Source organism: Natrinema salsiterrestre, assembly GCF_029502005.1.
In the GTDB taxonomy this organism is placed as follows: Archaea; Halobacteriota; Halobacteria; order Halobacteriales; family Natrialbaceae; genus Natrinema; species Natrinema salsiterrestre.
This window is the reverse complement of the sequence record NZ_JAMQOT010000003.1, coordinates 113,315-132,328: the sequence shown is the minus strand read 5'-3', so window position 1 is coordinate 132,328 and position 19,014 is coordinate 113,315. Positions and strand designations below refer to the sequence as shown.

18 protein-coding genes are annotated in these 19,014 nt (G+C 63.1%); 10 read left to right on the top strand and 8 right to left on the bottom strand.

Going from position 1 to position 19,014, the window contains the following annotated elements:
- Positions 1 to 143 precede the first annotated feature (143 nt).
- From NDI89_RS10210 to NDI89_RS10190, 5 genes are all read right to left on the bottom strand, one after another.
- Positions 144 to 566 (bottom strand): universal stress protein, encoded by a 423-nt coding sequence (locus NDI89_RS10210; RefSeq protein WP_277521463.1) that lies wholly within the window; start codon positions 564 to 566, stop codon positions 144 to 146.
- A 78-nt stretch (positions 567 to 644) separates the two neighbouring features.
- Positions 645 to 776: a transposase gene (locus NDI89_RS10205; RefSeq protein WP_226007339.1), complete on the bottom strand. Its 132-nt coding sequence runs from the start codon at positions 774 to 776 to the stop codon at positions 645 to 647.
- Positions 777 to 958: 182 nt separating this feature from the next.
- Positions 959 to 1,633, bottom strand: coding sequence for a cytochrome c biogenesis protein CcdA (locus tag NDI89_RS10200; protein ID WP_277521460.1), 675 nt, complete (start codon positions 1,631 to 1,633; stop codon positions 959 to 961).
- A 1-nt stretch (position 1,634) separates the two neighbouring features.
- Complete coding sequence (locus NDI89_RS10195) at positions 1,635 to 2,207, bottom strand: TlpA family protein disulfide reductase (protein ID WP_277521459.1); 573 nt, start codon at positions 2,205 to 2,207, stop codon at positions 1,635 to 1,637.
- Positions 2,208 to 2,897, bottom strand: coding sequence for an SCO family protein (locus NDI89_RS10190; RefSeq protein ID WP_277521457.1), 690 nt, complete (start codon positions 2,895 to 2,897; stop codon positions 2,208 to 2,210).
- Positions 2,898 to 3,179: 282 nt separating this feature from the next.
- Here NDI89_RS10190 and NDI89_RS10185 point away from each other — a divergent pair, with 282 nt between their 5' ends.
- The 3 genes from NDI89_RS10185 (at position 3,180) to NDI89_RS10175 (ending at position 7,147) form a co-directional block, all read left to right on the top strand.
- The gene (locus NDI89_RS10185; RefSeq protein ID WP_277521456.1) at positions 3,180 to 4,292 is read left to right on the top strand and encodes an iron transporter; all 1,113 of its coding nucleotides are present in this window, start codon (positions 3,180 to 3,182) and stop codon (positions 4,290 to 4,292) included.
- Positions 4,293 to 5,694: 1,402 nt separating this feature from the next.
- Positions 5,695 to 6,912, top strand: a complete 1,218-nt coding sequence (locus tag NDI89_RS10180) for a CaiB/BaiF CoA transferase family protein (protein WP_277521455.1) — start codon at positions 5,695 to 5,697, stop codon at positions 6,910 to 6,912.
- A 16-nt stretch (positions 6,913 to 6,928) separates the two neighbouring features.
- A complete protein-coding gene (locus NDI89_RS10175; protein WP_277521453.1) occupies positions 6,929 to 7,147 on the top strand; it encodes a hypothetical protein in 219 nt (72 codons plus the stop codon).
- Here the strand turns inward: NDI89_RS10175 and NDI89_RS10170 are convergent.
- Complete coding sequence (locus NDI89_RS10170; protein WP_277521452.1) at positions 7,144 to 7,767, bottom strand: TetR/AcrR family transcriptional regulator; 624 nt, start codon at positions 7,765 to 7,767, stop codon at positions 7,144 to 7,146. The genes NDI89_RS10175 and NDI89_RS10170 overlap by 4 nt on opposite strands.
- 110 nt (positions 7,768 to 7,877) lie before the next feature.
- Between NDI89_RS10170 and NDI89_RS10165 the strand changes: the two genes are divergently transcribed.
- Both NDI89_RS10165 and NDI89_RS10160 read left to right on the top strand, forming a co-directional pair.
- Entirely contained in the window at positions 7,878 to 9,233 is a 1,356-nt protein-coding gene (locus tag NDI89_RS10165; protein ID WP_277521450.1) for an amidohydrolase family protein, read from the top strand.
- A 44-nt stretch (positions 9,234 to 9,277) separates the two neighbouring features.
- Positions 9,278 to 10,165 (top strand): fumarylacetoacetate hydrolase family protein, encoded by an 888-nt coding sequence (locus tag NDI89_RS10160; protein WP_277521448.1) that lies wholly within the window; start codon positions 9,278 to 9,280, stop codon positions 10,163 to 10,165.
- Positions 10,166 to 10,214: 49 nt separating this feature from the next.
- Here NDI89_RS10160 and NDI89_RS10155 read toward each other — a convergent pair whose 3' ends face one another.
- Positions 10,215 to 11,219 (bottom strand): TatD family hydrolase, encoded by a 1,005-nt coding sequence (locus NDI89_RS10155; RefSeq protein WP_277521446.1) that lies wholly within the window; start codon positions 11,217 to 11,219, stop codon positions 10,215 to 10,217.
- Positions 11,220 to 11,347: 128 nt separating this feature from the next.
- On the opposite strand from NDI89_RS10155, the gene NDI89_RS10150 reads away from it, so the two are divergent.
- The 4 genes from NDI89_RS10150 to NDI89_RS10135 all read left to right on the top strand — a co-directional run bounded on the left by NDI89_RS10150 (position 11,348) and on the right by NDI89_RS10135 (position 15,691).
- On the top strand, positions 11,348 to 12,400 hold the full coding sequence (locus NDI89_RS10150) for a WD40/YVTN/BNR-like repeat-containing protein (RefSeq protein ID WP_277521444.1): 1,053 nt from the start codon (positions 11,348 to 11,350) through the stop codon (positions 12,398 to 12,400).
- Positions 12,397 to 12,786, top strand: coding sequence for a DoxX family protein (locus NDI89_RS10145; protein WP_277521443.1), 390 nt, complete (start codon positions 12,397 to 12,399; stop codon positions 12,784 to 12,786). Before NDI89_RS10150 ends, NDI89_RS10145 begins: the two co-directional genes overlap by 4 nt.
- Positions 12,787 to 12,907: 121 nt before the next feature.
- Positions 12,908 to 13,123, top strand: a complete 216-nt coding sequence (locus tag NDI89_RS10140; RefSeq protein ID WP_277521441.1) for a TFIIB-type zinc ribbon-containing protein — start codon at positions 12,908 to 12,910, stop codon at positions 13,121 to 13,123.
- A 1,362-nt stretch (positions 13,124 to 14,485) separates the two neighbouring features.
- Positions 14,486 to 15,691, top strand: coding sequence for a Cdc6/Cdc18 family protein (locus NDI89_RS10135; protein WP_277521439.1), 1,206 nt, complete (start codon positions 14,486 to 14,488; stop codon positions 15,689 to 15,691).
- 226 nt (positions 15,692 to 15,917) lie between these two features.
- Here the strand turns inward: NDI89_RS10135 and NDI89_RS10130 are convergent, their stop codons facing one another.
- A complete protein-coding gene (locus NDI89_RS10130; RefSeq protein ID WP_277521438.1) occupies positions 15,918 to 17,075 on the bottom strand; it encodes a M24 family metallopeptidase in 1,158 nt (385 codons plus the stop codon).
- A gap of 247 nt (positions 17,076 to 17,322) precedes the next feature.
- On the opposite strand from NDI89_RS10130, the gene NDI89_RS10125 reads away from it, so the two are divergent.
- Positions 17,323 to 19,014 (top strand): alpha,alpha-trehalose-phosphate synthase (UDP-forming), encoded by a 1,692-nt coding sequence (locus NDI89_RS10125; RefSeq protein WP_277521436.1) that lies wholly within the window; start codon positions 17,323 to 17,325, stop codon positions 19,012 to 19,014.

Genomic DNA, 19,014 nt, shown 5'->3' with positions numbered 1-19,014 from the left:
GTACTCGCGCGTCGCAGGGGGATCGGAATCGGCGGCCCCGCGGAGGGAGGAATCCACCGCCGCACGGACGTATAGGTCCGGGCTACCAGAGGGAGAGTCCGGACCACAATTTCAGGAGTCCGCGCTACTGGAACGGGAGCACATCAGGAGTCGTCCCGAACCGTGAGCACCGGAATCGGTGCGTTCCGGACGATTTCCTCGGCGACGCTGCCCGAAATCAGGTGGTCGAGGCCGGACCGTCCGGCGGTCCCGACGATGATCATATCGACGTCGTTGGTCTCCGCGTAGTCGACGATCTGCTCCTGTGGAACTCCGTGGCGGACGTCGGTCGTCGCGTCGACCCCCTCGCGATCCGCCGACTCTTTGGCGTGTTCGGCGGCCGCCACGGCCTCGTCCTCCGGATCCGATCGTAATCTGTCCTCTTTCTCCGCGGCCTGCGGACCGTCCTCCGAGACGGACAGGACGTGGAGGTCAGCCTCGAGCCCCCTCGCGAGTTCGATTCCGTGCTCGGTCGCGCGGCGGGCGGCGTCGCTCCCGTCCGTCGCGAGCAGCAAGTCCTGGTACATTGCGTGTCCGCTCCTTCGAGAGACGGCGGGATACATCCCGGACCTGCCGTTGCCTGCCAGCCGTCGAATCGGTCGCCGTCAAAAGATCACGTCCCACTCGTGCCCGCAGTCCCGACACTCGAACCGCCGCCGCAACCCGGCATCGGTCACCGATCGATCGATCTCCGCCGCCGACTCCTCGAGGCAGTTCGGACACTGGTGTCGGCTCACGATACGGACGCAACACGCTCTCGCGGATAAAAATTACACCATAACGATTTGGATTGAACGTAATTATTATTAGACTATGCGCGATCCGGGGAACGACCGCAGGCAGGTACTGAGAGCGGAAGCGACATAGCGGTCGCAGGCAGGTTCGGAGAGCGGAAGTGATGCAGCGCTCGCAGGCCGGCTCAGAGCACGTCGAGGACGACGATCGCGAGGTACAGTTGGCCGACGCCGGCGACGATCATGACCGCGCCTGCGAGCCGCTTGAGAGTCTCGGAGTACGCGCTGAATCGTCCAGCGTTCGCGACGAGGCCCATTCCCGTCGCGACGGTCAACGAGACCATGAGGACGACGAAACTTCCGACGTACGTTCCGAGGAGGATCGCCGCCGAGGTCGCCGGCAGCGAGAGCGCGCGGGCGACCACGCCGAAGAACACCGCCGCGACACAGCCCGCCGCCGCCAGCGCGTAGCCGACGCCGAAGACCGCGAATCCGAGCACGCTCGAGCGTCGCTTCGGGAGAGCGACCGACGGAGACGGGGCGCGGTCGAAGACGATCAGGAGGCCGAAGGCGATCAACATGACGCCGGCGACCACTTCGAACCACGTGATACGCGACAGCGTCTCGTTCCCGACCCAGAACGTCGCCCCGAGCAGGGCGGCGAGGGTGACGAGCGCGCCGATACCCGCGACGAGTCCGCGGCTCAGTGCGCCGCCGAGCGATGCGTCCTCGCCGTCGGTCTGACTGACGTAGAAGCCGACGTAGCCCGGAAGGAGCGGGTAGGAACACGGCGAAAAGAAGGTTCCAATTCCCGAGACCAGCCCGAACACGATCGTGGTCGCGAGCGTCGCGTCGACCATTCTATCCGTCCCCGCCGTCGGTCTCGCCGGTCTCGAGGGCGCGTTCGATGCCGGCGACGAGTTCGTCTGCGGACTTCCTGCCCGCTTCCGACCACTGAACGCGCCCCGACGAATCGATCGCGACGGCGTAGGGCACGCCGCCGATGGAGTATTCGGCGCTCAGTTCCGCGGTCGGATCGATCCCGAGGAGCCAGTTTCCGTCGTATTTCCGCCACCAGTCGGCGAGTTCTTCCCTCGTCACGGACCGACCGACCGCTTCGTTCGTGACCGAAATGAAGCGCACCTCGTCACCGATTCGGTCGTTCGCCTCGACGAGCGCGGGCATCTGTTCCTTACAGGGGCCACACCACGTCCCGAAGAAATCGAGGAACGTCGCCCGGTCGGAAGCCGGGATTCGAACGTCCCTGGCCTCGCTTCCCGGTGCGTCGACCGTCTCGATCACGAGCGGGTCGGCGGTCGGTTCCGTCTCCTCAGTACCGTCGTCGAACGACGGGGGACCGCGTATCGCCAGGGCTCCTGCACCGCCGATGACGCCCACGCTTCCGATTCCAGCGAGCACGTCCCGCCTGCGCATCTATCCCGTCACCACCGTTTCGAAGTCGTCGACGAGCCGCGAAATCTCCATGGTCGATCCCCGCGGGTACGTCCGCTCGACGAACCCTCCCTCGTTTACGAGGAAGATGTAGGGATAGTGCGGAAAGGTGTACTCGAGTTCCTCGTACTCGTTGTCGAACTCCTTCTTGAAGGGAAGGCCCAAATCTTCGCTGACGATCTCTTTCCCCGTCTCGTACTCCGTCGGTCGCAGAAAGTGCCAGTTCCCGGCATCGAGATTGACCCCCTGTTGGTCGGCGAACGTTCGCAGTTCGTCTTCGCCGTCCCGCTCCGGATCGAACGTCATCGCGAGGAACGCGGCGTCGTCGCCGTACCCTTCCTCGGCCGCGACCGCCTGTGCGCGCCGTAATCGGAGAATCAACTGCGGACAGACGCCATCCGGGCACATCGTGTAGAAGAGGGTCATCAGAACGGTCCGATCCCCTTCGAACTGATCGGTCGAGATCGTTTCACCAGTCAAGGGGTCGGGTAGACTGATCGCGGGGAACTCCTCGCCGTAACTCGGATGGGTCGCCTCGCTCAGGTCTTGCTCCGGAGGTCCGAGCACGGTATCGGGGTTACCCGTGTCTCCCCTGAGAGCCTCACCGAGACAGCCGGCACCACTCGAGAGTCCTGCGATTCCGACTGTACCGAGGTATGTCCGCCGGTCCATATACGAACGGTAGGAACGCCCGATCAAAGGTTCATTGGTTCGGTTCACGAATAGCGGTGAGGGCGAAACCCACAGACGAAGGGATCGACCGAACGGACGCTTCTCGCAGACCTATCGCCGCAGCTCTCGAGAAAGTGACTACTCGACTCGAACGGCTTCACTGATCTCGGGCGGGCGGTTATCGTGCGCTCGCGAATCCGGCCACCGTTCGCTGACGGATTCCGCGCGCGTTCGATTGACGAACCAACAGGTGTTTTGTCACCGGATTCTAAATCCGGTCCAATGAACCGTCGGCGTTTCCTCCGCGGAACAGCAGCGATCGGGACTGCCGGTATCGCCGGCTGTCTCGAGGGACTCGGGTTCGAAGAAGAGTCCGCACTGGCGAACCCGCCGCTCGTCGAGAACCGCCCAGATGCCGTCTACCTCCCGGCCTCGCGCGAGGAGATGGGGATGTACGGCTCCGCGACCGACGGCGATTACGCCATCGCGTTCTCGTATACCTTTCCCCACCGGTTCTGGACCGTCGAAGCGACCGCCGACGGGAAACAACTCGTCGAGGTCGAGGCCGACGACAGTCTCCACCTCATGGCCACGCTCTGGGATCGGGAGACGGGCACCGTCCTCCCGGTGGACATGCGACTCGAAATCCGGCGGGACGGCTCGCCGATCGACGGCGGGACCCTCTCACCGTGGCCCATGATTTCCCAGCGGATGGGCTTTCACTACGGCGACAACGTCCGGCTTCCCGGAGAGGGCGAGTACACCGTCCGCGCTCGAGCGGGGCCGCTCACGCTCGATCGAGTCGGCGCGTTCGAGGGTCGATTCGAATCCGCGGCCTCGCTCGCAGTGACGTTCGAGTACGCTCGATCGGACGTCACCGGCCTCTCGTTCGACTCGATCGAACCGGATCGGCGAGGGAGCCCCGATGCGCTCCCGCTGATGAACCACGGCGGGGGAGAACAGGGCGGGAACGGTGACGGCGGCTCCGGTCACGTACCGACAGGACAGGGGCCGTCGATCGAGAGCCTCCCCGGCGACCACCTCGGAACCGACCGGAGCGGTGACGCGAAGCTCTCCGCGATCGCGACCGACGCCGATCGATTCACCGACGGCGGCACCTATCTGGCGATTACTCCCAGAACGCCATACAACGACATTATCCTCCCATTTACGTCCCTCTCCGCGAGCATCGAACGCGACGGTTCGACCCTCCACGAGGAGTCACTCACCGAAACGCTGGACGGCGAGTTCGGCCATCATTACGGGCTCGAGGTCGACGAACTCACCGACGGTGATCGCGTGACCGTCACGGTCGACTCGGCGCCACAGGTATCGCGCCACGACGGGTACGAGACGGCCTTTTTCGAGTTCGAGGCGCTGACGTACACCGTCTAGTCCGGCCGACCTGAGTGACTCACACCCGCGTCGAGGAAACCGACTCGAGCGGCGAGCGCAGTCCGATACCGAGACCTCGCGATCCAGTTCCGAGAGCTGGTGCGACGGAGCGCGACGTTCCGCCGGCGGTTTCGGCCGTAAATCGGACTCTAAAGCGTACGAACGAACCGAAACGGTTGCCAGCGGTTCCGTACGGCTTCGATAACTATCAGGGATCGACGGTCACGTTCGAGTGATGTCTCGAACAGAGTTTGCGGATATGCATATCGGCTGCCCGGAGTGTGACGCAACCGTCACCACCTCCGTTCCCCCCGGACCGGGGATCCACGAGGAGAGCGACTCGAATCAACTTCTCGGAAAGGAAACCCAGTGTCGAAACTGCGGTCACGAGCTCGAGCTCTACTACTATTGACTCCGGATCGATCGATCGCTACTATCGAACCGATCGACCCTACCGTTGCTATCTGGATCGCTTCCCTCGTCTCGCTCCTCTCGATGGACCGATGCGAGTCGACTGCACGAACCGTGCCGGTCGACCGGCCGACCGATACGAGAGCCGAGCACTGGGCAGCGCGTCCAGGACGGCAGTGAATCCTCACCCGAGTATCGCCCGGGACCGAATCGCGCACACCGTGTTTCCGGTGAATCTCGTTCGGAACGGCGGAGCGGTTTCGGAGAAATCGCGACCGTGTGACACACCGTGTTTCCGGTGAACGGGTCAGCAGACTGGGACCGGCCCGATGGACGAATTTCGCGCACACCGTATTTCCGGTGAATTTGCCACGCGACGACCTGCTGGGAAATCGTTCGAACTGAGAATATATCGACCGGCACTGTCTAGTCGAGCCGATTTGAGAAACGAGCGGGTCGTTGAGCGAATCGGTCAGGATGGTCATAGACCTGCTCAGCGAGAGTTACGAGGGGGATTTAGAAGCGTCTTGGGTGAACGAGCGGACGACGACGGCGGTCTACTCTTTACCGACGGGCCGAGGACGTCACCTATCGGAAGGTGCAGGAACGACTGTGGAACGTAGATGGCAGTTACGAGCGGACCCAGCTGAACCGCCGAGACAGTGAACTCTGACCCGGGGAGAGGACAGCGACGGATAGGCTAAGAAAGACGCCGAGAGAAAGTGGGCGACGACGACAGTTCTGCTGACGGACTTCGGACTGCCGTGACGATATCTCGATATACGCCACCTATCCACATCGGATAATCGCTGTTCAGAACACGAACACGTCCTTGCGAAGGTTTTACCATCTGGTAAGGCAATGACTCACCACGGATGTGTACTAACCACACGCTCGCTTCGAATAGCGGTCGAGAGCAGACCGCATCGTCCGCTTCGATACTTCACTGGATGGAACGCGAAGACGCGAACGGCACACTGATAGGGGAAGTATGACTGCCGACAAGAAGATCCTGGAAGGCGTCAAGGTAGTCGATCTCTCTACGTTCGTCACCGGCGGCTTCTGCTCGGCGATGCTCGCTAATCAGGGGGCAGAGGTCGTCAAGGTCGAACAGCCGGGCTACGGTGACGCCGTCCGACACTCCGGCCCGCCGTTCATCGACGGCGAATCGCCGTACTACTGGACGCTGAACTACGGGAAGAAGAGCCTCGAACTCGACCTGAAGAACGAGAGAGCGACGGAGGCGTTGTACGAACTCGTCGCAGAGGCCGACGTCTTCATCCAGAACTTCCGACCCGGGACTGCAGAGCGCCTCGGCGTCGATCACGAGACGCTCTCGGAGTACAACGAGGACCTCGTCTATCTCGCTATCTCCGCGTTCGGACAGACCGGACCCTGGAGCGAGCGATCGGGGTACGACCTGCTCATTCAGGGGATGAGCGGGATCATGGACGTGACCGGAGAAGAGGGGCGACAGCCAGTCAAGGTCGGCTTGCCGATGACGGACCTCATCACGGCCATGTGGGCCGCTTTCGGCACGATGACTGCGCTCTATCGCCGCGAACGGACCGGTGAGGGAGAATACATCGACCTCGGGATGCTCGAGGCGACGCTGCCGTGGCTGACGAAACAGGCCGGCATGGTGTTCGCCGGCGAGGAGACGCGGCGGATGGGGACGAAGGATCCGGTACTCGCGCCGTACCAGACCTTCGAGACCGAGGACGGACACCTGAATATCTGCATCCTCAACGAGAAGCTCTGGGGCGAGCTCTGTGAGGCGCTCGACCGGCCCGATCTCCCGGCCGACGATCGCTTCGAGACGAATAAGGACCGCGTCGAGCACATCGGCGAGTTGGAAGCCGAGATCGAGGACACTCTCAGCGAGAAGACCACGGACCAGTGGATCGAGATCATCGCGGAGGACGCCGGTGTCCCGGCCGGCCCGGTCTACGACGTCGAAGAGGCGTTGCACAACCCACAGATAGACGCGCGAGGGACGATCACCGAGGTCGAACATCCGGAGCTCGGGGAGATTCCGGTCATCGAACACCCGCTCCGGTACGATAACGCAGAGAGCGGGTTCGACTCCGCGCCGCCGCTGCTCGGTGAACACAACCGAGCGGTGTTCCGCGAACTGGGGTACTCCGAGGAGGAGGTCGAGGCGCTGGCAAACGCCGGCGTGTTCGGCTCGGGAGACGACGAGGAATGAACTCGAGACCGGAGAAGTGGCCGCGAAGACGACCGTCGAGATGACGCCACCGGACATCCGATTACCGAACTACCTCGTACTCGCCCGGTTCGGCGGGGTACAGGTAATCGCTCAGCTGGCCGACGATACAGTGAGTGTGGACGATGCGGTCGAGTTCGCCGGCAAGCATCGGCTTCGAGCGGAACAGCGAACTGAGAAGCCCCGTCTCACAGCGGTCGAGGATCCGGCCGATTAATCCTCGGTCTGTGACGCGTACAACGAATCGAGAATGAACTCGTCGATGGCCTTTCGAGCTTCTTCCGGTGCGTCCTCGTGACCCAGCGAGATCCGACGGCCGCGGGCGGCGTGGATGACGTCGGTGATGAGCTGACCCATGCGGTCGGCGTTGACGGGTTCGAACGTTCCCTCTTCGATGCCGTCTTCGACGACTTCGACGATGCTGCCGCGAATCCGGTCGTAGTGGTCGTCGAATATCTCTCGGTGCTCGCCGTCGTTCTGGGCGTACGTGTACAGTTCGTGGTACACCTTCATTCGCTCCCAGTGACTGAAGTCCTCGAACTCCGGGCCGAACAGACACTGGTCGATCCGGGCGTTGAGTTCCGTTCTGACCTCGGCGTCCTCGTTGACCTCGACGCTTCCCTCGTACTGATCGATGATGTACTCGAGAAACGACGACAGGAGGTCGTACTTGCCGTCGAAGTGGTAGTGGATGACTTGCCGAGTGAGTTCCATCTCGTCACCGATGTCACGCATGCGAAGGTCCTTGTACCCGTGCTCGCTCAGGGCACGGAAGGTCGCTTCCATGATGACCTGCCGGGTGTCTTTGGAGGAGACCTTGTCGCGGGATTCGCTCATACGGGTAATCGTAGCGAGAGATATATAATACGATTGCTCCGAAACCCGCGACGGACATTGTTTACCGGACGGTAAATTTTTAACCTTATGGTCAAACATAGCAGTTGATCATGTCACGAACGATCATACGAAACGGGACCGTCGTTTCCCTCGATCCGGAGATCGGACAACTGGACGAGGCCGACGTTCTCATCGAAGACGGAGAGATAATCGAGGTCGGCCGCGGACTCTCTCCATCGAACGCCGAGGTCATCGACGCGGACGACCACATCGTCGTACCCGGCTTCGTCGACTCGCACATCCATCTCGCACAGACTCAAGTACGGGGAATCGCCGGGGACTGGTCGCTCATGGGCGAATACTTCGATGACATGCTCGGCAATATCACCGGGCTCTACCGGCCCGAAGACATGTATCTCGGCGGCCTCTTCGGTGCGCTGGAGAAGCTCTATACGGGAACGACCACGGCTCTGGACTGGTCGTATCCCAACTCGCTCGAACACGGCGAACGGGCCGTCGACGCGCTGCAGGACGCCGGGATGCGCGCGGTGTACACCTACGGCCCGCCGGGTGACGACGCGGCGAAGTGGTGGTACGAAAGCGACGTCGGCCTCCCCGAAGGGAAGATCCGCGAGCTCCACGAGGAGAAGATCCGCGACGACGACCTGCTCAGCTTAGCCCTCGGGCTCCGAGGGCCGGATTTCTGTACCGATGAAACCGCCCGCAGCGACCTGGAACTGGCACGAGAGTTGGGAGTCCTCAGTACGATCCACATGGGTGCCGCGCTGTGGTCGTCGTCGGTGTACGGCGACGACTACCAGGGCTTCGGGGCCCTCCACGATATGCTCGGCCCGGACGTCAACGTCGCTCACGGGAACCACTTCGCCCAGGAAGACATCGATCACGCCGTCGAGCAGGGCGTCTCCTTCTCGTCGACGCCGGAGGTCGAAATGCAGATGGGCCACGGCATCCCCGTCACCGGAAAGGTGCTCGAAGCGGGCGGACGCCCGGCGTGGGGCGTCGACGTCTGTTCGAACATCAGCGGCGACATGGGCAGCCAGATGCGGATCGGGATGCAGCTCCAGCGGATGTTCGACAACCAGGCGGTCCTCGAGAACGACGAGGAGGTTTCCGAGGTGAGTATTTCGGCGCGAGACACCCTCGAGATGGCGACGATCGAGGGGGCGAAGGCACTGAACATGGCGGACGAGATCGGCACACTCACGCCGGGCAAACGCGCGGATATCGTGCTGATCGACACCGACGACTTCATGACGGCGCCGTCGCACTCTCCGATCGAGACCGTAGTGTTCCAGTCCGATCCGTCCCACATCGAGACGGTGCTCGTCGACGGCGAACCGGTCAAGCACGACGGCGAACTCCTGAACCCGAAGGTGGACGAGGAGTTCGAGCGGTTCGTGGCGTCCGGACAGCGCCTGATCGACGAAGCCGGGCTGGATCTGTGAACACCTGCAGCGCGTGAGACGACGATACAAATTCAGTACATCAAATGCGACTCGGACAATATCAGACGACGGAAGCGGACGAACCGTGGTGTGGCGTAGCGATCGATGACGAGACAGTCGTCAACCTACCGGAGGCAGGCGCTGCCACCGGCGTCCACATCGAGAACGAAACGAGCGCGCTCTTGGCGAACTGGGAGTGGCAACGGAAGGCCGAACTGGCGATCGAATACGCCGAGGAGACCGGCGTCGGCGTCTACGATCTCGCGGCCGTCGAGCGGACCGCGCCGGTCACCGATCCGGAGAAGATCGTCTGTGTCGGGCTCAACTACCAGGACCACGCCGAGGAGGGAGACAATCCGATCCCGGACGAGCCGGTGCTGTTCTCGAAGTTCCCCACGACCGTCACCGGGCCCGAGAGCACTATTTCCTGGGACCCGGAGCTGACCGAAAAGGTCGACTACGAGGCCGAGCTGGTCGTAGTGATCGGCGAGGAAGCGCGACGCGTCGACCGGGACGAGGCACTCGACCACGTCGCCGGGTTCATGATCGGCAACGACGTCTCCGCCCGGGACCTTCAACACGGCGACGGCCAGTGGGTCCGCGGGAAGAGCCTCGACTCGTTCGCCCCGACCGGGCCGGAGCTCGTGACGACAGACGAGGTCTCCGACCCGCACGACCTCGAGATCTGGGCGGAGGTGAACGGTGAACGGTTACAGGAGTCGTCGACGTCGAACCTCATCTTCGGCATCGACGAGCTCGTGTCGTTCTGCAGTCGAGCGTTCACGCTGAAACCCGGCGACCTGCTCTTCACGGGGACGCCGCCGGGCGTCGGCGTGTATCGAGAGCCGCCGGTCCTGCTCGAGGACGGCGACGACGTGACTATCGGTGTCGAAGAGCTCGGAGAGCTTCGGAACAGCTGCGAATACGACTGACGGCGCGCTGAGCGTCGTTTCGATCCGCCGTGGGTCGGCAGTCCGGAACTCAGGCGTCGAAATCGAAGACGTCGCGCGGGTTCTCGAGGACGACTTTCCGGATTGCCGCTTCGTCGATTCCGTAGCGATACAGTTCGAAGATCGCTCGCTTCAGCGCGAAGGGGTCCGTTCTGAGGACGTTCGCACAGTCCGTGTCGATCATGATCCGCTCCGGACCGTACTCGTCGATGGCGTCGGCCACGTCGGCCGCGGTAACACCGATGAGCCACGAGTGGCCGATGGTGTAGCTCAGATAACAGTCGGTGTTCTCCATCAGGTACTCGGTGTTGTTCCCGTCGGCGTGAGAGGCGACTACCCGTCGGTCGGATAAGCCGGCGTCACGCATCGCTTCGATATCCCGCTTGACCGACTCGAGCGCGGGGTTATCACTGTCGATGACGGGGTCGGCACCGAGGCCGGTGTTCTTTTCGTATCCCGGAATCCCGATCCCGTCACGGTACGATCGCCTCGAGTCGGTAGACTGGTTCGGCGTGTGCAGGAGGACCGGCAGATCGTGCTCGTCGGCGAGTTCCATCTGCCCCTGAACGATCGCCTGCTGCTGGTCGACGTCCCAGCGACTCACGTGCTGGGAGGGCGTCACGCCCGTCTCGCCGATCGCGATCACTTCGTCGAGCTCGCAGTACGCGTCCATCGCGTCCAGAAGCTCGTCCGGATTCTCGATACGGACCCCCGTGTGAATCCCGAGGCCCAGTTTGGCCTCGAAGAAGTGGTTTCGCTGGATCGCTGCGCGTCGATTGATCGCGTCGTCCCAGAGGAACCGGATATCGTCGGCCTCGACCGGCTTGTACGGAGTCCAGTGATAGCCGGAGGCGACCATCATCATCGACCGACAGCCGGCGAGCGCGTACCGCTCCCGGTCCTCCCACGAGAGCGTGTGCGCGTGGTTGTGGATGTCCACCCACGGGAGATTGAGGAGTTCCGGCGGCAGGTCGACGTCGGAATCATCGAGATGCGCTGCGTCTGTCGGTCGCTTCGTCGGGTGTGATGCGGTCATGGTGAGTTGGCGGACCCTGTGGGAGATAGCGGGCCACAGTGAGCGGTCGTATCCCCGTTTCCGCCGCTCCCACTTAGCGTTTTACAGCTTGGTAAAACTTTATTATGAGCCCGCCGTACACGGTACGTATGACACTGTTAATCGGGACAGATGACGGTCTATACCGAGCGGAGGGCGTACCGTTCGAACCCGGCGACCTCGAACAGGTCCTCGACTGTGAGGTCGTGACCGCCGTCACGTCGTGGGACCACACAGAGGGCGTGTTCGTCGCGTCGTCGACGGGTGCGTATCGCTCGCTCGACGGGGGTCGGACGTGGGAGGATCTCGGCGTTCCGCTCGGCGACCGCTTCTGGCACGCCGGACAGAGCGAGGTGTGGTCGATTCTCGCGACCGCTGATGGCGTGCTCTACGCCGGAACGAACGACCCGTACATCTTCAGGTCCGTCGACGACGGCGAGACGTGGTCCGAGCTGAAGGGGTTCCGCGAACTCCCGTCCCGCGGTCACTGGGAATCGCCGATCGACCCACACTACGCTCGGCTTCGAGCCCTCGAGGTCGTTCCGGGGCGGCCGGAGCAGTTGATCGCCGGCGTCGAAGCGGGCGGCATCCATCTGAGCAATGACGGCGGCCAGACGTGGACCGACCGGCGCGACACCATCGTCGACGACGTCCATCAGGTCCTCCCGATCTCCGAGGACGTCTGGCTCGCGGCGACCGGCTATCTCGACCACGATCTGGAGAACCTCGGCCTCGGCCACGCCGTCGGGGAGGGCGGACTCTACCGGACGACCGACGCCGGCGACTCCTGGACGCGGCTCGACCGCGGCAGCGACTTCTCGTACATCCGACGCGTCTTCGTCCACGACGGGACCGTGTTCTTCTGCGGTGGCGAGGAGGCACCCCCGGCATGGGTCGACGACGACCACGAGGTGGCGCTGTTCGAGTCGACGAACTTCGGTCGGGACTTCGAGCGCGTCTCGTTCCCGGGCGAGCCCCACGAGGTCATCGAGACGTGGGACGTCTACGACGGAGACGTGATCTGTGGGTCCGGGCTCTTCGACGTCCCCGACCAGCGCGACGACGTAGAGGGACGGATCATGCGTCGGATGGACACGGGTGAGTACGAGACGGTCGGCCGGGTCCCGACGAACGTCAGTCGGATCGAGGTGGTGAACGCATGACTCCGTCTGAGACAGCGGACACGCCGCCGTCGTTCCTCGGACGGGCGCTGTACGGTGGTATCCTCGCGTACATGGCCGTCGACGGGTTCAAGAACAACGACAAACGTGTCGCTATCGCCGAGGAAAAGGGCGTCCCGATGCCCGACGTACTCGTCCCGTTCGTCACCGGCATGCTCTTCGTCGCGAATCTCGGAGTCATTCTCTGGAAGTTCCCGCGGGCGTCGGCCGGCGCACTGATCCTGTTCTTCCTCGGCACGACGCCGTTCATTCACAACTTCTGGGCGATGGAGGGGACGGAACGACAGGGTAACAAGATCAACTTCCTCAAGAACCTCGCACTTCTCGGCGGTGCAATCATGCTTCTCGACGAGGCATCGAAACGGTAACTGAGAGCGGAGTCACCGCTGTTCTTTCTGCGTTCCACACCGCTGCCCAGAGAGATCCAGTGATGCGTATCGCCCCAGAAGGGGTGAAGGGGCTGTTCTGTTGTTCCCTTCGGAGTCAAGGATGGCAGCGAGAGACGTCTATACGACGGCGTTCGACGAAAACGTCCAGACGACTACGACTGCGTGTCCCGATTGTGGTGGCAGTGTTCGACAGGCTGACCGTGAAACGACCTGTGAGGACTGTGGACTCGTTCTCGAGGAGAACCAACTCGATCGAGGGCCGATTGGGGACGGAGTGACGGGCAGGTATCGAAGAAACGGACTGGCACACCACTGACGCCAACGCGTCACGATCGGTGTCTGTCCACCGAAACCGGCTATCACCGAGATGGGAACGGAAACACGCTCTCGAGTCAGAAGCGACGGCAGCTGAATCGACTGCGTCGCGTATCGTATCAGCAAAGATCGCAAAGAACACATCCACTGGAGAAGTAGCGAAAGGCCGGATCATCAAACGGTTCCGAACCGAAAACAACGTTCCAGAGGGGGTACAAGTAGAACAACTCGATACCGAAAGTATCGGAACGGCTACGATCGCAGGATCTGCAAAATTCGAAAAGTTCTCGACGGAAGCGTGCCAGTCGGGGAGGGGCAGAACTAGACAGTGCCAGAGACGGAATCGTGACTGATCACACCCACACCGTGTTTCCGGTGAAATCACATCGAGAGGGGCGTACACTGCAATCGAATCGGTCCCGTACACTACCGAGCGGAGGCGACGACCAGTAGGATTTCGACGGAGACAGAAGTTTTGATAGAGGCAGACGCCTTCCGTTGAATCGGACGGTTTGTCGAGAGCTGGCAGACGCGACGAGCACGGGGTTCTCGGCGGATTTCGAGACTCTGACAGGCCTCTGGAACATCTCGACGGTGGTCGGGAACCCACTGGGTACAGCACGCTCGAGATGATTCCAAGATTCGATCAACACTACGCCACACGATCTCACACCGTACGAGTTACACACTTACCGGACGAGTACGCCACTGGACGAGTATCCACCACACACCCACCGGATCACCGGATCAGTATCCACTACACACCGGATTTCCGGTGAAAGAAAGAATCACTGGCCATCGACGAATCACTGTATCCGTCGCTTCGGGAGAATGAAGCAGTGGCTCGAGACCCGTCTCTACATTCCTAACGGATCCCTCTACCAACGGATGTCTCTATTCCCAACAAATCTGTTGCATCTGACACATGTCAGTGACGTATCTGTATGTTATAGGAATATATAAATGGGTGTTGTGAGTACAACTCGCCGAGTGGATCGAAGTCAGTACGCCTGCGGATCGAAACGGGACCGGATACTCCGACCACCCGTTTCGACGCCGATCGTGCTGACGATTTCCAACTAACGAGTGAGAGCACCCCACACACCGCATTTCCGGTGGAGCGCTCCAATTACCCCCTGCCCCTCACACCCTCCGTTCTCCGTTTCACCGGAAACACGGTGTGTGTGTTCACCACCGATCGGTTCCCGAACCGGTCCACCGAGGAAAGGAGTCCGGGACTGTACCAGAACGAATCCTACTCGGAATATCTCTTTGCACCGTCAGTAACGGCACTCTCCGGTTCAGGACCGACTCCCCAGTCACAAACGGAAACACTATTTCACCGGAAACACGGTGTTCGAGCATGTCCGGTTCCGGCGACGATCTGTTCACTCGCGACGATCCGATCTTCGAGAACAAGGAACTCCTCGAGATCAACCACCTCCCAGCGGAAGGGCGAATCGTCGGCCGGGACGACGAGATTTCGGAACTCGCGAACGCGGTCAATCCGGCGATCTTCGGCCAGAGTCCGAGCAACCTCCTCATTTACGGCAAGACGGGAACGGGAAAGTCCCTCTGTGCGAAGTACATCTCGGAGCGGGCCGTCCGCGTCGCGGGGGACGAAGACGTCACGTCGGCCTTCGCCTACGTCGACTGCGCTCAGGATAACACGGAGACGCAGGCCGTCCAGACGATCGCCCACTCGTTGAACGAACCGGCGGTCACCGACGTCCGAATCCCCGACAAGGGGCTCAGCACCTCGACGTACTACAAGCGCCTCTGGACGGTGCTGGATTCCCAGTACGACGTCGTCCTCGTCATCCTGGACGAGGTCGACAAGCTCGACGACGACGACATCCTGATGCAACTCTCGCGCGCGGGCGAAGCCGGCAAGCTCGAGTCGTGCAAGATCGGCGTGATCGGGATCAGTAACAAGATCAAGTACAAGGATCGGCTGGACGAGCGGGTCAAGTCCAGCCTCTGCGAGCGCGAGTTCGTCTTCCCGCCGTACGACGCGAACCAGCTCCGGACCATCATGGAGGCCCGCAGCGACGCGTTCAAAGACGGCGTGCTCGAGCCCTCTGTCATCCCGCGGGCCGCGGCGCTGGCCGCCCGCGAGCACGGCGATGCGCGGAAGGCGATCGACATCCTCCGGTACGCCGGCGAGATCGCCCAGTCGAAGGGGAGCGATACCGTTCGAGAGGAGTTCGTCGTCCAGGCCCGCGAGCGAGCCGAGACCGACCGCTTTCGGGAGCTCATCCGCGGCTCGACGCCCCACTCGAGGCACGTTCTGCAGGCGCTGGCGGTCCTCTCGCTCAACACCGCCGACGAGGACGGGTTCCGGACGACGAAGATCTACGACGTCTACGAGGAGATCTGTCGACAGGAGCGGTCCGAGCCCCTCTCCCTGCGCCGGGTGCGGGATCTGCTGAAGGAGCACGCCTTCCTCGACATCCTCGAGCAGGCCCGCCGAAGCGGGGGAAGTGCGGAGGGAAGTTACACCGAACACCAGTTGCTCGAGGACCCGGACGTCGTGCGGAAAGTCCTCGTCGAAACGGACGACGCGTAGCTATCTCAGCGCCGAAACGGATACGGAGAGCCATCGCAGAGCCCAAACGGGTCATTGGGGGCCATCGGAGCGTCCGAACGGACGATAGAGAGCCATCACAGCGCTCGGACGGTTCCAGTACGTCTCCCGCTCGATGTGTCAATTCCGCCGCGTCAACCGGCAACGAGGCGACATTTCACTGGAAACCCGGTGTCCCCCGTTCCCCGCTATTCTGCCGATACGACCCTCACTCGGCGTCCGTCTCCCACCCGCGTGGCGTCTCGTTCAGCCGCTCGGCCCCGTCCTCCGTTACGACGACGAGGTCCTCGATCCGGACCCCGAACTCGTCCTCGAGGTAGATCCCCGGTTCGACGCTGAAGACCATTCCCGGTTCGAGTTCGCGGTCGTTGCCCGCCACGATGTACGGCGGCTCGTGGACCTCGAGGCCGACCCCGTGACCGGTTCGGTGGACGAACGCATCGCCGTAGCCGGCCTCCTCGATGACCGAGCGGGCGGCGCGATCGATCGAGCCGGCCGTGACGCCCGGCTCGACGGCGTCGACAGCCGCCCGCTGGGCCGTCAGAACTGTCTCGTGGACGCGTTCGTACTCGGCGGGCGGCTCGCCGACGACGATCGTCCGCGTCTGGTCGCCCGGATACCGACCCGTCCCCGATTCGAGCGCAGCCGGGACGAACGCACCGAAGTCCAGCACGATCGGGTCGCCGGCGGTGATCTCTCGCGAGCCGCTGTGGTGGTGCGGTCGCGCCCCGTTCGGGCCGGCGGCGACGATCGTTTCGAACGCCGGTCCCTCGCCGCCCGCCGCGGCGAGCGACCGTTCGATTTCGGTCGCCAGTTCCGACTCCGTCGTCCCGATGAGGTCGTCCCCGCGCTGGCGAATCTCGAGCGAGACGCGATCCGCGACCGCGCCCGCCCGCCGGAGGGCCTCGAGTTCGACGTCGTCCTTTCGGATCCGGAGCGGCTCGAGGACGGTACTCGCGAGCCCGAAGTCGGCGCCGGGAAGCAGTTCCCGGAGGTCCTGTGCGAACGTCGCCCACAGCCGGTCGTCAACGAGGACGGTACCCGAGTCCGAACCCGCTCCTCCCATCGAGTACTCCTCGAGTACGCCTGCGACGACCTCTCGGGGATCGTCGGCGTCGTTCCACAGTCGCGGTTGCAGGGACGGGACCGGAAGCGCGGCCAGCTGGTCCTCGTACATCGTCGGCGCGACGAGCGCGGGATCGTCCTGTTCGGGAACGAACAGCAACAGGTGTCGTTCGGACGGGGACTCCTCGAAGCCGGTCAGATAGGTCAGGTTCGGACTCGGGAAGCAGACGAGCAGGTCCGCGTTCCCGTCCGCGAGTCGTCGCTGGCAGGCCGCGATCCGGCGCTCGAACGGCGATGTCATACCCTCGGGTTGGTTCGAGCGAGAAATCAACGTTTGGTCGCGGTTGCGTCCTTGGACGTGCCCGCAGCGCTCGCTGGGAGAGCGCGCATACGACCGGCAGCTGACAGTCCGAACGCGCGTCCATCGGCCCGTAACTATCTCGGCACCCGAACAGTCCGGTTCTCACGACTGCTGCCGGTAACGTATTAACGCCCCGGCGGTCGCAAGCGGCGAAGCAACCCGTCGGGACGCTGTGGGTTTTCAGCGAATGCGAGTTACCGAGCGGTTGTCGTCGACGACTGTCCGTGATCGACAGCGACGGGCTGACGGCCGCGGACGAACGGCCGACGGATCCGCGTCCGACGGCCCCAGCTGCCCCGGTTCGTTGATCGTCGTCTCGAACCGGGAGCCGTATCGCCACGAGTACGAAGACGATGCTCCGGAGCCGGCGGCCGGCTCACCCGGGTCCGACGGGAACCCACCGACGGGAACGGACGGTGGCTCCCGTTCGATGACCGGAGAGCGATCCATCACGGTCGACGAGCCGACCGGCGGATTGACCGCGGGTCTCGATCCCGTCGTCCAGCGAACTGACGGCACCTGGATCGCCTGGGGCGACGGCGATGCGGACTTCGACGTCACGGACGACCGGAACTGCGTCGCCGTCCCGCCCGACCAGGAGGCGTACACGCTTCACCGGCTTGAGCTCTCCGACGAGGCCGTCGACTGCTACTATTACGGGTTTAGCAACCGCGTCCTCTGGCCGCTCTGTCACGGCTTTCCCGACCTGATCGAGCACCGATCCAACGACTTCGAGTGGTACCGGACGGTCAACGAGCAGTTCGCCGAAGCGGTCGCCGATCACGCGACGGCCGACTCCGTGATCTGGATTCAGGATTACCACCTCGCGCTCGCGCCGCGGATGATCCGTCAGTCGATCCCCTCCGGCGCGACCGTCGCCCACTTCTGGCACATCCCGTGGCCGACGCCGGGAACCTTCCGGCACTGTCCGGTCGGCGGTCAGATTCTCGAGGGGCTGCTCGGCAACGATATCGTCGGGTTCCACGTGGGTCGGTACGCGGATCGATTCCTGGAGTGCGTCGATCGGTTCCTCCCGGACGCTACCGTCAACCGGGCTCGCCGAACGATCCGCTACGACGGACGAACGATTCGCGTCGTCGCGACGCCGATGGGCGTCGACGCCGAGTCGTACGATCGAGACGCGCGATCGACCGATCCCGGTCGACTCTCCGCCCTGTTCGAGGAGTACGGAATCCCACGGGAAACGACTCTCGGCCTGGGCCTCGATCGGCTCGATTACTCGAAGGGGATTCCCGAGCGGCTGGCGGCGCTCGAGCGCTTCTTCGAGCGGAATCCCGGCTGGCGCGGCGAGTTCACGTTCCTCCAGAAGGCGACGCCCTCGCGGACGGAGATCGAAACCTACCAGCAGTACGGCGAACTCGTCCGGAGCGAAGTCGAGCGGATCAACCGTCGCTTCGGGACGGGAGGCTGGCGGCCGATCGTGTACACGGAGGACGTGCTCCCTCGAGCCGACATCTGTGCGCTCTATCGCCGCGCGGACGTGATGGTCGTAAGCCCGCTCGTCGACGGGATGAATCTGGTCGCACAGGAGTACGTGGCGGCGAGCGTCGACGGCAACGGTGCGTTACTATTGAGCGATCGAACCGGCGCACACGAGCGCCTCGGCTCCCACGCTCTGACGATCGATCCGACCGACTCCGACGGGTTCGCGGCCCAGCTCGGGTACGCGGTATCGATGTCACCGTACGAACGGCGACGGCGGATGAACACGCTTCGACAGCGGGTGTTCGACGGCGATCTCGAGTCCTGGATGGCCACGCAGTTCGACTGGATCCGACGCGTTCACGACGGCTCCGACAGCGAGGACACGAACACGGATACCGACCCCGATTCGCGAGAATCGACACCCCCTGTGTAG

What these genes read in the sequence shown, in the direction of transcription:
- NDI89_RS10180 (WP_277521455.1), top strand. Translation starts at nt 5,695, where the DNA reads ATGACTGCCGACAAGAAGATCCTGGAAGGCGTCAAGGTAGTCGATCTC.
- NDI89_RS10210 (WP_277521463.1), bottom strand. Translation starts at nt 566, where the DNA reads ATGTACCAGGACTTGCTGCTCGCGACGGACGGGAGCGACGCCGCCCGC.
- NDI89_RS10200 (WP_277521460.1), bottom strand. Translation starts at nt 1,633, where the DNA reads ATGGTCGACGCGACGCTCGCGACCACGATCGTGTTCGGGCTGGTCTCG.
- NDI89_RS10140 (WP_277521441.1), top strand. Translation starts at nt 12,908, where the DNA reads ATGGCAGCGAGAGACGTCTATACGACGGCGTTCGACGAAAACGTCCAG.
- NDI89_RS10155 (WP_277521446.1), bottom strand. Translation starts at nt 11,219, where the DNA reads ATGACCGCATCACACCCGACGAAGCGACCGACAGACGCAGCGCATCTC.
- NDI89_RS10145 (WP_277521443.1), top strand. Translation starts at nt 12,397, where the DNA reads ATGACTCCGTCTGAGACAGCGGACACGCCGCCGTCGTTCCTCGGACGG.
- NDI89_RS10165 (WP_277521450.1), top strand. Translation starts at nt 7,878, where the DNA reads ATGTCACGAACGATCATACGAAACGGGACCGTCGTTTCCCTCGATCCG.
- NDI89_RS10135 (WP_277521439.1), top strand. Translation starts at nt 14,486, where the DNA reads ATGTCCGGTTCCGGCGACGATCTGTTCACTCGCGACGATCCGATCTTC.
- NDI89_RS10190 (WP_277521457.1), bottom strand. Translation starts at nt 2,897, where the DNA reads ATGGACCGGCGGACATACCTCGGTACAGTCGGAATCGCAGGACTCTCG.
- NDI89_RS10195 (WP_277521459.1), bottom strand. Translation starts at nt 2,207, where the DNA reads ATGCGCAGGCGGGACGTGCTCGCTGGAATCGGAAGCGTGGGCGTCATC.
- NDI89_RS10150 (WP_277521444.1), top strand. Translation starts at nt 11,348, where the DNA reads ATGACACTGTTAATCGGGACAGATGACGGTCTATACCGAGCGGAGGGC.
- NDI89_RS10170 (WP_277521452.1), bottom strand. Translation starts at nt 7,767, where the DNA reads ATGAGCGAATCCCGCGACAAGGTCTCCTCCAAAGACACCCGGCAGGTC.
- NDI89_RS10160 (WP_277521448.1), top strand. Translation starts at nt 9,278, where the DNA reads ATGCGACTCGGACAATATCAGACGACGGAAGCGGACGAACCGTGGTGT.
- NDI89_RS10130 (WP_277521438.1), bottom strand. Translation starts at nt 17,075, where the DNA reads ATGACATCGCCGTTCGAGCGCCGGATCGCGGCCTGCCAGCGACGACTC.
- NDI89_RS10185 (WP_277521456.1), top strand. Translation starts at nt 3,180, where the DNA reads ATGAACCGTCGGCGTTTCCTCCGCGGAACAGCAGCGATCGGGACTGCC.
- NDI89_RS10125 (WP_277521436.1), top strand. Translation starts at nt 17,323, where the DNA reads ATGCGAGTTACCGAGCGGTTGTCGTCGACGACTGTCCGTGATCGACAG.